This window comes from Rhodococcus sp. NBC_00297 (genome assembly GCF_036173065.1).
GTDB lineage: Bacteria > Actinomycetota > Actinomycetes > Mycobacteriales > Mycobacteriaceae > Rhodococcoides.
In genome coordinates this window covers 2,200,705-2,214,343 of sequence record NZ_CP108041.1, presented here as the reverse complement: position 1 = coordinate 2,214,343, position 13,639 = coordinate 2,200,705, and the positions used below count along the sequence as shown (strand labels likewise).

7 protein-coding genes are annotated in these 13,639 nt (G+C 69.0%); all 7 read left to right on the top strand.

Annotated features, from left to right (window positions below):
* The first annotated feature begins 141 nt into the window (after positions 1–141).
* The 7 genes from OG947_RS10595 (at position 142) to OG947_RS10565 (ending at position 13,633) form a co-directional block, all read left to right on the top strand.
* On the top strand, positions 142–2,001 hold the full coding sequence (locus OG947_RS10595) for an alpha/beta hydrolase-fold protein (RefSeq protein WP_328813888.1): 1,860 nt from the start codon (positions 142–144) through the stop codon (positions 1,999–2,001).
* Positions 2,002–2,141: 140 nt separating this feature from the next.
* Positions 2,142–2,687, top strand: coding sequence for a DUF732 domain-containing protein (locus OG947_RS10590; protein WP_027507276.1), 546 nt, complete (start codon positions 2,142–2,144; stop codon positions 2,685–2,687).
* Between the two features lie 10 nt (positions 2,688–2,697).
* On the top strand, positions 2,698–3,687 hold the full coding sequence (locus OG947_RS10585; RefSeq protein WP_081821493.1) for a cutinase family protein: 990 nt from the start codon (positions 2,698–2,700) through the stop codon (positions 3,685–3,687).
* A gap of 113 nt (positions 3,688–3,800) precedes the next feature.
* Positions 3,801–4,805 (top strand): LLM class F420-dependent oxidoreductase, encoded by a 1,005-nt coding sequence (locus OG947_RS10580; protein ID WP_328813886.1) that lies wholly within the window; start codon positions 3,801–3,803, stop codon positions 4,803–4,805.
* Positions 4,806–5,001: 196 nt separating this feature from the next.
* Positions 5,002–6,897: a long-chain-fatty-acid--AMP ligase FadD32 gene (gene fadD32, locus OG947_RS10575; RefSeq protein ID WP_027507279.1), complete on the top strand. Its 1,896-nt coding sequence runs from the start codon at positions 5,002–5,004 to the stop codon at positions 6,895–6,897.
* 29 nt (positions 6,898–6,926) lie between these two features.
* Positions 6,927–12,095 (top strand): polyketide synthase Pks13, encoded by a 5,169-nt coding sequence (gene pks13, locus OG947_RS10570; RefSeq protein ID WP_442973108.1) that lies wholly within the window; start codon positions 6,927–6,929, stop codon positions 12,093–12,095.
* Positions 12,092–13,633, top strand: a complete 1,542-nt coding sequence (locus OG947_RS10565; protein WP_056443109.1) for an acyl-CoA carboxylase subunit beta — start codon at positions 12,092–12,094, stop codon at positions 13,631–13,633. Before pks13 ends, OG947_RS10565 begins: the two co-directional genes overlap by 4 nt.
* Positions 13,634–13,639 lie beyond the last annotated feature (6 nt).

Genomic DNA, 13,639 nt, shown 5'->3' with positions numbered 1-13,639 from the left:
ACCACCAGTCACAGCGAGTCTCCCCGAGACCGTCCCCGTGACCGTGTAGAACAAGATCGGCGGCACTCTCGACCTACCGGACCTCTCCGGCACGCCGACGGCCCCGCACAGTCTGACGTTTCGAGGAAGCGAGTCCCACACATGCGAGTTCCGAACGGCCGGAGAGCGCGGATCCTGTCCGCCCTGGCGGTCACGCTGGTTCTTCCGCTCGCAGGGGGCCAGGCCGCCACGGCGGTCGCGTCTCCGGTCCACGCGGCACCTGTCCAGGCAGCGCCGCTGCGCGCGCAGGCGGATGCCGGCGCCACCGTGTCCGCGGTCGACTGGATCACCGACCGCCGTGTCGCGGTGTGGGTGAACTCGCCGTCCATGGGAGTCCCGATCCAGGTGCAGCTGCTGCTCGCGCGGGACTGGAACAAGAACCCGCAGGCCACGTTCCCGTCGGTGTGGATGCTCGACGGCATGCGCGCGACCGACACCGAGAACGGCTGGACCGCCGAGACCGACGCCGAGTCCTGGTTCGCCGACAAGAACGTCAACGTCGTGCTGCCCGTCGGCGGTCAGTCGAGCTTCTACTCCGACTGGGCCGAGCAGAACAACGGCCGGAACTACAAGTGGGAGACGTTCCTGACCAAGGAGCTCCCGCCCATTCTCGAGCGTGACTGGCGCTCCAACCAGACGCGCGCGGTCGCCGGTCTCTCCATGGGCGGCACCGCCGCGATGACGCTCTCGGCGCGGAACCCGGGCTTCTTCCGATTCGCCGGATCGTTCTCCGGCATCCTCAGCACCACGACGCTCGGCATGCCGCAGGCCATCGGGTACGCCATGCAGGACGCGGGCGGCTTCGACGCCGGTGCCATGTGGGGCGTGCCGTCGAGCGAGCTGTGGGCTCAGCACGACCCGTACGTTCTCGCGGAGAAGCTGAAGGGCATGAGCCTGTACGTCTCGAGCGGCAGCGGTACCGCCGGACCGTACGACCAGCAGTCCGACATCCCCGGCATCAGCACGAACTACGCCGGCATGGGTCTCGAGATCCTGTCGCGGCTCACGTCGCAGACGTTCGCGACCAAGCTCAACAAGCTCGGCATCCCGGCCTCGATCAACTACCGGCCGTCCGGAACCCACTCGTGGCAGTACTGGCAGTTCGAGCTCCGCCAGGCATGGCCGCAGATCGCCACCGCCCTCGGCGTCGAGGTGGACAAGCCCGCGTGCAGCGTCGGCGGGAACATCGGCGGCACCGCGAGCGCCAACGGATGGCTCGGCGACTGCCTCACCTCCGAGTACGACGTCGCGGGTGGGCGGGCACAGGACTTCCGGTTCGGTCGCATCTTCTCCTCCGACGGGGGCACGCACGTCGTCGCCGGTGCGATCGGTGGCGCGTACGCGGCCAACGGCGGTCCGGCCGGCGCACTGGGCATGCCGCTGTCGGGTGAGCTCGGAACCCCGGACGGCCGTGGACGCTACAACTCGTTCCGCAACGGAATGGTCTACTGGACCCCGCAGACCGGTGCGCACGCAGTGCGCGGCGCGATTCTCGACGAGTGGGCCCGCCAGGGCTACGAGGGTGGGCCGCTGGGCTACCCGCTGCGCGACGAGGTGCAGACCCCGAACAAGCCGGGTGCGGTCCAGGGCTTCGAGATCGGTGCGATGTACTTCTCGCCCGACACCGGCACGCACGCCGTGATGGGCAAGATCATGGAGAAGTACGGCCAGCTCGGGTGGGAGAACGGGGCACTCGGCTTCGCGAAGACCAACGAGGTCCCGGTCCGTGACGGCGGTCGTTTCACCGAGTTCCAGGGCGGCAACATCTACTGGTCGCCCGCGACCGGCGCGTGGTGCATCCTCAACGGCCAGATATTCGACGCGTGGAAGAGCGTCGGGTACGAGAACGGTCGCCTGGGATACGTCACCAGCGATCAGTTCGACATCCCCGGCGGTGTCCAGCAGAACTTCCAGAACGGCTTCGTGACGGTGCGGGACGGCGTCGTCCAAATCGTTCCCTGACCCGACACCGGGCGGTGCCGACACGGTAGGACTTCGCCCTGCGGCCGGCCTCCGGCCTTGCCGCACACAGAGTCCTCTCAGACCGTGCCGGTACCGTCCGCTGTCAGTTGCCGTGCCCCGATGACAGTAAGGACGTTCTCGTGACCTCGAGGTTCGCCACCACCGTCGCTCCCGTGATGCTGGCCGTCGCGGCCGGTGCTCTGCTCACCGCGTGCGGCGGCGACGACTCCTCGGCCAGCAGCACGCCGTCCCTCACGTCGAGCGCCACCGCCGCTGCGACCACGACGGAGGCGCCGACCTCCACGTCCGCGTCCGCCACGTCGACCTCGCCTGGCGCGACCACGAGTCCGGGCGCGGCGGCGACCGCTCCCGACGAGGCGGAGCCGGTGCCCAGTGGCTTCCCCGGCCCGACCGAGGTGCCGATCGACGCACGTGGAACCGCGTTCCTCGACGCTCTGAAGTCCCGCGGCGTCACGGTGGCCGGCAACGGCGACATCGCCATCGGCACGGCGAGCTACATCTGCGCCGCCCAGTCCGAGGGTGTGGCGGACGACCAGGTCCTCACCTTCGTCACCGCGAACGTCGGTGCCGAGGCGTCGGCGTCCGGTGCGACCATCAGCGCCGAGGACGCGTCGCGGACCGCACAGACGTACGTCGACGTCGCGCGCTCGACGTACTGCGGATAGGCGGCGCCTCGTGACACGATCCGGTCGGCCCGGGCCGCCGCGTCGGCGTTCGGTGGCGCGCACACTGCTCGTCCTGCTCGCGGTCGCGCTCGTCGTCGTCCTCGTCCTGCTGTTGCTCTGGTACCTGCTCGCGGGTCGACTGACGACACCCGGTCCCGGTGAGCCGCAGGTTCCCGGCGCCGAGCCGCCCACCTCGCAGCCGGCGTCGTGCCCCGACGTGTTCGTGCTCTCGGTGCCGGGCACGTGGGAGTCGAACGCGGCGGACGATCCCTACGCTCCCACCGCGAACCCGATCTCGTTGATGCTGAACGTGACTCAGCCGCTGCAGCAGCAGTTCGGCCCCGAGCGCGCCGAGGTCTACACGGTTCCGTACGTCGCGCAGTTCTCGAATCCCATCGCGTTCCCGCCCGACGGCCAGGCCTCGTACAACGTCAGCCGGTCGGAGGGCGCCGCGAAGGCGAACGAGATCCTGGCGCAGCGGTCCTCGGAGTGCCCGCTCACGTCCTACGTGCTCGCAGGGTTCTCGCAGGGAGCAGTCATCGTCGGCGATCTCGCCGCGTCGATCGGCGCAGGGGCGGGTCCGGTTCCGGCGGAGCGAGTCCTCGGCGTCACCGTCATCGCGGACGGCCGACGCGACGGCACCAGCGCGCAGCAGATCGGCCCGCCGGTGGACGGCGTGGGCGCGGAGGTGGCTCTCGGCGGTCTCGACGTACCCGGAATCACCATGACCGGTGCCCGCCAGGGTGGGTTCGGTGCGCTCGCCGATCGGACCTTCTCGATCTGCGCTCCCGGCGACCTCATCTGCGCGGCGCCGCCCGAGGCGATGTCGCTCCGGAACATCCCGTCGTCGCTGACCGCACTGGCCGGTGCGGCGGGTAATCCGGTGCACGGCAACTACGCTCGGTACGTCGTCGACGACGCCGGCACCACCGCCACACAGTGGACGGCGAACTGGGCGGCGGGGCTCGTCGCGTCGGCTCCGACGCCTGCTCACAGCTGACGGAAGGTGCTGCGCGGGGCAACTTTGGTCTCGAGCCGGTAACGGTTAGAGTGGCGAGTCGGCTTCGACTCCGGCCACCGCACCTTCCCTCGACGCTGCAGGAGAGAAAATTCATGAGTTCTGCCGACGCCGCGGCCACCACTGCGCCACTGCGCACGTTCCGCTTCGCGGCAGGCGGTGAGGGCAACCCGGACGAGGGCGGCGCACGGCGTTTCGTGAAGTTGGCGCAGAAGGCGGAGGAGCTGGGTTTCGACAGCTTCATGATTCCCGACCACCTGGGCAACCAGGTCGGCCCCATCGCCGCGCTCGGCGCGCTGGCCGTCGCCACCGACAAGATCCGCCTCGGGACCGCAGTCCTCGCGAACGGTTTCCGTCACCCGGCGGTGCTGGCGAAGGACGCGACGACCATCGACCAGATCTCCGGCGGACGGCTCGAGCTGGGAATCGGTGCGGGCTGGCTCAAGGAGGAGTACGACAAGGCGGGCATGGCCTACGAGAGCCCCGGTGTGCGCATCGAGAAGCTCGACGAGTCGCTCACCATTCTCGACACCCTGATGCGTGGGCAGGAGTGCCACTTCCAGGGCAAGCACTACCAGGTGAACGGGTTGCAGGGCAGCCCGCGGCCGCGCCAGGGCCCCCGGCCTCCCATCGCCGTGGGCGGCGGCGGCCCGAAGATGCTCGCGATGGCAGCCAAGCACGCCGACATCATCTCCCTGGTCCCCAGCACCACGCGCGAGGGCAAGCTCAAGCTGTCCGAGATCACCATGGAGAAGAGCATCGAGCGCGTCGAGCTCATCCGCGCCGCTGCGGGCGACCGGTTCGCCGACATCGAGCTGAACTGGACCATCACGACCATCCTGATCTCGGACGATCGGGAGCAGACGGCGGAGATGGTCATCGGTGCGCTCGACAACGGCTTCCCGCCCAACATGGAGGTCGACACCCGTCTGACCGTCGAGCAGATCCTGGAGTCGCCGTACATCGCGATCGGGAGCTTCGAGGAGATCGCGGACCAGATCCGGAACGTGCGGGCCCGGACGACCATGTCGTACGTCGGTGTCTTCCCGACGCAGATGGACGCCTTCGCTCCGGTCATTCCGCTGCTGGCGGGAGAATGACGGTCGTCGCTCGGCGGGTCTGTACCATGCTTGTGGTTCTCGCTGTCACGATCGGTGAGCGGGACCGGTGAGACTTACCGGTGAGTAAGATGACGACGCTCGAGAACGAGCGCGTGCATCCAGCAGACCGCGCCCACATTAGAACTGGGCGGTGTCGTGTAGCCGGCGGTGTCGCACTGCTTCGGAGGAGAGAATGATGAGTAACTCGTTCGACGATTTCGTCGACGACACCGGCAACATCGTGATCCGCGAGGATCTGACGCTGGTCCGCCACGTCGAGCAGAACGTCGCGGACAACGGCGACGACCTGGCCTACCGCTACGTGGACTACTCGCGGGAGCGCGACGGTGAGGTGCACGAGCTCACCTGGTCGCAGTTCGGTGCCCGTCTGCGCGCCGTGGCCGCGCGCCTGCAGCAGGTGACGTCGCCCGGTGACCGCGTGGCGATCCTCGCTCCGCAGGGCCTCGACTACGTCGTGGCGTTCTTCGGTGCCGTGTACGCGGGCACCATCGCGGTACCGCTCTTCGATCCGGACGAGCCCGGACACAGCGACCGCCTGCACGCCGTGCTCGACGACTGCTCGCCGTCGGCGATCCTCACCGCGACCAACTCGGCCGCCGGTGTACGCCAGTTCTTCCGCGCTCTTCCCGCAGCGCAGCGCCCCCGCATCATCGCGGTCGACGCCATCCCGGACAGCGTCGGCGCCACCTGGACCGAGCCGCCCACCGACATCGACGCGATCGCGTACCTGCAGTACACGTCCGGATCGACCCGCGTGCCGGCCGGTGTGGAGATCACGCACCGCGCCGTCGGCGTCAACGCCCTGCAGATGGTCGACGCGATCGAGCTGAACCACGACTCGCGCGGCGTCACGTGGCTGCCGCTGTTCCACGACATGGGCCTGCTCACGGTGATCCTGCCGGCGCTGGGCGGCAAGTACATCACCATCATGAGCCCGCGTGCCTTCGTGCAGCGGCCGTGGCGATGGATCAAGGAACTCGCCGCCGTGTCCGACGGTGCCGGCACGTTCGCGGCCGCACCGAACTTCGCGTTCGAGCACGCGGCACAGCGCGGCCTGCCGAAGAACGGCGAGTCGCTGGACCTGTCCAACGTCATCGGCCTGATCAACGGCAGCGAGCCGGTCACCACCACGTCGATGAAGAAGTTCAACGACGCGTTCATGCCGTACGGACTGCCGAAGACGGCCATCAAGCCGTCGTACGGCATGGCGGAGGCGACACTGTTCGTCTCCTCCACCAAGCACTCGGACGAGGCCAAGGTCATCCACGTCGACCGCACGGAGCTCAACTCCGGACGTGTCGTCCAGGTCGCCGAGGGAACGCCCAACTCCATTCCGCAGGTGTCGTGCGGCTACGTCGCACGCAGCCAGTGGGCCGCCATCGTCGACGCCGACTCCGCGTCCGAGGTTCCCGACGGGCACGTCGGTGAGATCTGGCTGCACGGCGAGAACATCGGCAAGGGTTACTGGGGTCGGGAGAAGGAGACCTCGGAGACCTTCCACAACAAGCTGGTCTCGCGCCAGACGGAGAACAGCCACGCCGACGGTGCGGCCGAGGGCGCGAACTGGATGCGCACCGGCGATTTCGGTGTCTACGTGGACGGCGAGCTCTACATCACCGGTCGCGTGAAGGACCTGGTCATCGTCGACGGCCGCAATCACTACCCGCAGGACCTCGAGGCATCCGCCCAGGACGCGAGCACGGCCCTGCGCCCCGGTTTCGTGGCGGCCTTCGCCGTGCCCGCGAACCAGCTTCCCGACTTCGTCTTCGAGCACGGCGGCGCCGGACTCACCCGAGACCCGGGTGACTCGTCGGAGCAGCTGGTCATCGTGGCCGAGCGGGCGCCGGGCGCCGGCAAGGCGGATCCGCAGCCCATCGCGGACACCGTGCGTGCGGCGATCTCGACTCGCCACGGCGTGACGGCACGCGACATCCTCCTGGTTCCCGCCGGTTCGATCCCGCGTACGTCCAGCGGCAAGATCGCGCGTCGGGCCTGCAAGGCGGCGTACATCGAGGGCACGCTGCGTGGTGGCTACCAGCAGACGGCGTTCCCCGACAATCCCGAAGACTGATCACCCGACGCGGGTAGTTTGGCGAGCTGATGGCTGAAGAAGAGACAACGACGTCCGCACCGGAGCCGACAGGTGACGCCAGGGCCCCGCAGGCGGGCGACATGACCGTCGCGCAGCTGAGGGACTGGCTCCGCGCCTGGGTCGCCGAGGCCACCGGCAAGGACGTCTCGGAGATCTCCGACGACCGTCCGATGGAGGAGTTCGGTCTCGCGTCCCGCGACGCCGTGGCGCTGAGCGGCGACATCGAGGATCTGGTCGGCGTCACGCTGACGGCCACGGTCGCGTACCAGCACCCCACGATCGCCTCGCTCGCGACACGCATCATCGACGGGGAGCCCGAGTCGGAGAGCGGCACCACCGACGACGCGTTCTACCTGTCCGGCACCACTGACGACAGTCACGACATCGCCGTCGTGGGCGTGTCCACCCGCTTCCCGGGTGCCGGCCACACGCCGGACGAGATGTGGGACATGCTGTCCGGCGGACGCGACGGCATCACCGATCTGCCCGAGGGCCGGTGGTCCGAGTTCCTCGGCGACCGTGCCATCGCCGAGGCGGTGGAGAAGACGGTGACCCGCGGCGGGTACCTCGACGACGTCAAGACGTTCGACGCGGAGTTCTTCGCCATGTCGCCGCGCGAGGCGGCCAACGTCGACCCGCAGCAGCGCCTCGCGCTGGAGCTCACGTGGGAAGCGCTGGAGGACGCGCGGATTCCGGCCAACGAACTCAAGGGCACGCAGGTCGGCGTCTTCATCGGCACGTCGACCAACGACTACCAGATGATCGCCGTCAGCGATCCCGACCCGCACCCCTATGCACTGACCGGCACGTCGACCGCCGTCGTCGCGGGGCGCGTGTCTTACTTCTACGACTTCCGCGGGCCGTCCGTCGCGCTGGACACCGCGTGCTCGTCGTCCCTCGTCGCCGTGCACCAGGCGGTGCGCAGCCTCCGCACCGGCGAGTCGAGCCTGGCCCTGGCCGGCGGCGTGAACATGCTGCTCTCGCCCGCCGCGACGCTCGGATTCGGGCAGACCGGCGTGCTCGCACCCGACGGCCGCATCAAGGCGTTCTCGTCGGACGCCGACGGCATGATCCGCTCGGAGGGCGGCGGCCTGGTGGTGCTCAAGCGTCTCGAGGACGCCGAGCGCGACGGGGACACCGTGCTCGCGGTCATCGCGGGCAGCGCGGTCAACCAGGACGGTCGCTCGAACGGGCTGGCCGCGCCCAACCCGGACGCCCAGGCCGACGTCCTGCGGACCGCCTACCGCGACGCCCGCATCGTGCCCACCACCGTCGACTACATCGAGGCGCACGGCACCGGCACCATCCTCGGCGACCCCATCGAGGCCGATGCACTGGGTCGCGTCGTCGGCCGCGGACGCGACGCGGACAAGCCCGCGCTGCTCGGTTCCGCGAAGACGAACTTCGGCCACCTCGAGAGTGCCGCGGGCGCCGCGGGGCTCATCAAGGTGATCCTCGCGATGCGCGAGAACCAGGTGCCGCCGTCCCTGAACTACGCCGGACCCAACCCCTACATTCCGTTCGACGCGGCCAGGCTCCGCGTCGTCGACACCGCGACGGACTGGCCCCGGTACTCCGGCACCGCCATCGCCGGTGTCTCCGGCTTCGGTTTCGGCGGCACCAACGCGCACGTCGTGGTCCGCGAGTACGTTCCCGCCGCGTCGGCGCCGAGCGTTGCCGACGCACCCGAGTTCGATTCGCCGGAGTTCGATTCGACAGCGGTCGATCCGGAAGCGCTGATCGGGGAGCCCGTGGGCGTTCCCGAGGAGACGCCGGCGGACATCGAGCGGGTACTCGCGGGTGTGTCGGCGTCTCCGGCCGAGTCCGAGGAGGCGCCGGAGCCGGGACCCGTTCTCCTCGCCGTGTCGGCGAGCATGCCGTCGCGCCGTCGTCGTGCGGCATCGGATCTGGCCGACTGGATCGAGTCCGAGGTCGGCAGCACCACGGACCTCGAGGCTCTCGGTCGGTCCCTCGCCCGTCGTAATCACGGGCGCTCCCGCGCCGTCGTGCTCGCCACGACGCGTGCCGAGGCCGTCGCCGGACTGCGCGCCGTCGCCGACAACAAGCCGGGCCCCGGCGTCTTCTCCGCCGACGCGCCCGCGTCCAACGGCCCGGTGTGGGTGTTCTCCGGCTTCGGTGCGCAGCACCGCACGATGGCGAAGGACTTCTACGCGTCCGAGCCGCTGTTCGCCGCGGCGCTCGATCGCGTCGACGCACTCATCGAGGACGAGTCCGGGTACTCGATCCGGGCGATCGTCTCGGACGACTCGCTCACGTACGACTTCGAGAACTCGCAGGTCGGGATCTTCGCGATCCAGGTGGCGCTCGTCGAGACGCTGCGTGCGTACGGCGCTGCGCCGACCGCGGTGGTGGGCCACTCGATGGGTGAGGTCGCCGCCGCGTACGCCGCCGGTGGTCTGAACCTCGAGGACGCGGTGCGCATCATCGTGGCGCGTTCGCGACTGCTCGGCGAGGGCCAGGAAGGTCTCGGCGACGCCGAGGCCGGCGCGATGGCGTTGGTGGAGTTCTCCGCGCAGGAGGTCGCCGATCTCACCGACCGCTTCCCCGGGGTGGAGCCCAGCGTGTACGCAGCGCCGACGCACACGACCGTGGGCGGACCGGTCGAGCCGGTGCGACAGCTGGTCGAGTACGCCGAGTCGCTCGGCAAGATGGGCCGCATCCTCGACGTGAAGGGCGCCGGACACACGTCGGCCGTCGATCCGTTGCTGGGCGAGCTCGCGGCCGAACTGATGGGCATCGAGCCCACCCCACTCGCCGTGTCGGTGTTCTCGTCGGTGGACAGGGAAGCGTTCTACCGCGCGGGTCACGAGCCGATCCACGGTGTCGAGTACTGGACCAAGGGCATGCGCCATCCCGTCTGGTTCACCCAGGCGGTCAAGCTGGCCGTGGATGCCGGCTACACCACCTTCGTGGAGTTGTCGCCCAATCCGGTGGCGCTGATGTCCGTCGCCGCGACGGCGTGGGCGACGGGTGTCCCGGACGCGACGCTGATCGCGACGCTCAAGCGCAAGGAGAGCGAGCCCGCGACGTTCCTCGCCGCACTCGCCGACCTCTACGTGCACGGCCATGCCGTGACGCTGTCGAGTCTGTTCGGACCCGGCGAGTACGCGGACCTGCCACGCACCGCCTTCGTGCGCAAACACCACTGGATCGACGCCGCGGTGCATCTGGGCAGCGGCAGCGCCGGGGGCGCGCGAGTCGCGTTGCCCGACGGCCGCGTCGTCTGGGAGACACCGGTGGCCGGTGTGTCCGCCATCGGAGATCTGGTGTCGACACTCGCCGGCGAGGTGCTGGGCGACGTGACGGTCGGCGCCGTGGTCACGCAGCGCCCCGTGCCCACCACCGGTTCGCTCACCACCACGCTCACCCCGCATCCGGGCGGTGCGTCCCTCCAGGTGCACTGGAACGACGGCACCCTCTTCGTGCCGGTCGCCGACGCCGTGGTCACCGCGGCGGGCGGTGTCGGATCACTGGCTCCCGCAGGCGATTCCGCCGCGGCGGCTCCGTTCGTGGAGGAGGAACCCGAGGTCGTCGACGACTTCGGCGATCGCTGGATCCCGAACGGGACCCAGACGATGGAGGATCGTCTCGCGATCATCGTCGCCGAGTCGATGGGGTACGCGCCGGAGGATGTGCCGGCCGAGATCCCGTTGATCGAACTGGGTCTCGACTCACTGATGGCCGTGCGCATCAAGAACCGCGTGGAGTTCGAGTTCGACATCCCCCAGGTGCAGTTGCAGGCCGTGCGCGACGCCAGCCTGCGTGAGGTGGAGAAGTACCTCCGCTACGCGCTGGACAATCGCGAGGAGGTCGCGGCGCTCGCCGAGCAGCAGGAACGCGAGCGCACGGCCGAACAGGCCGCCGATCAGACGCCCGAGCAGGAACCCCCTGTCGCACAGCCGGATCCGGTGATCGCCGAGCCCGAGACGGCGGTCGACGAGACCGTACCGGGATCCGACAGCGGCCAGGCGGGCCCGACCACGGCGACGGCGTTCGAGGCGCCCGTGTCCGACGCGGTGACCGACGTGGGCGACGCACAGTCGTTCGCGGAGGCGACCGGGACGGACGTCGCACCGCGTGACGCCGCGGAGCGCCTCACCTTCGCGACGTGGGCCGTCGTGACGGGGCAGTCCGCCAGGGGCATCTTCAATCCCCTTCCCGTGCTGGACGATCCGACAGCCGAGAAGCTCGCGGAGCGTCTGAGCGAGCGGTCGAAGGGCGAGATCACGTTCGACGACATCCTCGACTCGGAGACGATCGAGCAGCTCGCCGACGTGGTGCGGCCGTTCCTCGAGTCGGGTGACGTCACCGGACTGGTGCGCACGCTGCGCGCTCGCCCGGAGGGCTCCACCGCGGTGCCGGTGTTCGTCTTCCATCCCGCGGGCAGTTCGTGCGTCGTGTACGAGCCGCTGCTCAAGCGACTCCCGGCGGACACGCCGATGTACGGCTTCGAGCGCACGGAGGGACCGATCGAGGATCGCGCCCGCGAGTATCTGCCCCTGCTCCGGGAGATCCAGGGCGACGGGCCGTACGTGCTGATGGGCTGGTCCCTCGGCGGTGTGCTCTCGTACGCCGTCGCGACGATGCTCCGCGAGGAGGGCGCCGACGTGCGCTACGTCGGGCTCATCGACACCGTCATGCCGTACGAGCCGATCCCGGACACCCCGGAGGAGATCGAGCTCCGCTGGAAGCGCTACGCGCAGGTGGGCAAGAAGCTCTACAACGTCGACTACCCGCTGCCGTACGAGAAGCTGGCACAGGCCGACGACGACGGCCAGATCAAGATCATCATGGACATGGTCAAGATGAGCAGCGCCAAGATCCCCAGCGGCATCATCGAGCACCAGCGCACGTCCTGGTTGGACAACCGCGCGATCCAGACCGCCCGGCCCCAGCACTACGACGGGGACGTCACGCTCTACATGGCGGACAAGTACCACGACGACGCCATCGCGCTCGAGCCTCGGCTCGGCAAGCGGGAGCCGCACGGCGGCTGGGCGCCGTTCGCACCGAATCTGGACATCGTGCACATCGGCGGTGACCACCTCGCGGTGATCGACGAGCCGTACATCCGCGCGATCGCCGCGGATCTGACGGGCAAGATGCGAGACATTTCGGCGTCGATCACGCCGGAGGGAAGCGAGTCGCACACGTGAGCACCACTGCCGCCAAGCTGGCCGAACTGCGCGAGAAGTTGGAGGTGGCGCGGGAACCCGCAGGGGACGTCGCCATCGCCAAGCGCGCGAAGAAGGGCATTCCGAGTGCGCGCGAGCGCATCGACATGCTGCTCGATCCGGGTTCCTTCGTCGAGATCGGCGCCCTCGTCCGCGCGCCCGGCAACCAGGACTCGCTGTACGGCGACGGCGTGGTCACCGGCCACGGCACGGTCGACGGCCGACCGATCGCCGTGTTCTCGCACGACCAGACCGTGTTCGGCGGCACCGTCGGCGAGATGTTCGGCCGCAAGGTCGCGCTCATCATGGAGTTCGCGGCGGACGTCGGTTGCCCGTGCGTCGGTATCAACGACTCGGGCGGCGCGCGTGTGCAGGACGCCGTCACGTCGCTGGCCTGGTACGCGGAGCTCGGTCGTCGGCAGGAACCGTTGTCCGGCATGTGCCCGCAGATCTCGGTGATCCTGGGCAAGTGCGCCGGCGGCGCCGTGTACGCGCCGATCAACACCGACATCATCGTGGCCACCGAAGAGGCCTACATGTTCGTCACCGGCCCGGACGTCATCAAGTCCGTCACCGGCGAGGACGTCAGCCTCCACGATCTCGGGAGTGCCCGGAAGCAGGCCGAGTACGGCAACGTGCACCACGTGGCTCAGGACGAGAAGGCAGCGTTCGAGTGGGTGCGCAAGTACCTGTCGTACCTGCCGTCGAACTGCCACGAGCAGCCCCCGGTCATCAACCCCGGTCTCGAGCCGACCATCACGGACGACGATCGTTCGCTGGACACCTTCATGCCGGACTCGGACAACGCCGGGTACGACATGCACGAGATCCTGCTGCGCATCTTCGACGACGGTGACTTCCACGAACTCACCGCACAGACCGCGTCCAACATCATCGTCGGGTTCGCCCGCGTCGACGGTCGTCCGGTGGGAGTGGTGGCCAACCAGCCGATGCACCTCAGCGGCGCGTTGGACGCGGCGAGCAGCGACAAGGCGTCTCATTTCATCAACATCTGCAACGCCTTCGAGATCCCGCTCGTGTTGGTCACGGACACACCGGGATTCCTGCCGGGGCTCGAGCAGGAGAAGATCGGCGTCATCAAGCGCGGTGGCCGGTTCATCTTCTCGTACGTGTGCGCATCGATCCCCAAGGTCACCGTCGTGATCCGCAAGTCGTACGGCGGCGGATACGCGGTGATGGGGTCGAAGCAGCTCGGCGCCGACATCAACTTCGCCTGGCCCACAGCACGTATCGCGGTGATGGGCGCGGAGGGTGCGGTGTCGATCATGGCGCGCAAGCAGCTGGCCGAGGCGGGCGACAATGCTCCGGCGATCCGTCAGGGATTCATCGACTTCTACAACGAGCACGTGGCGACGCCGTGGGTGGCCGCCGAGCGCGGTTACATCGACGCCGTGATCGAGCCGTCCACCACGCGTCTCGAGATCCGCAAGGCCCTGCACATCCTGCGCGACAAGGCCAAGGAACCGCGACCGAGAAAGCAGCATCTGTTCCCGATCTAGTTCCGC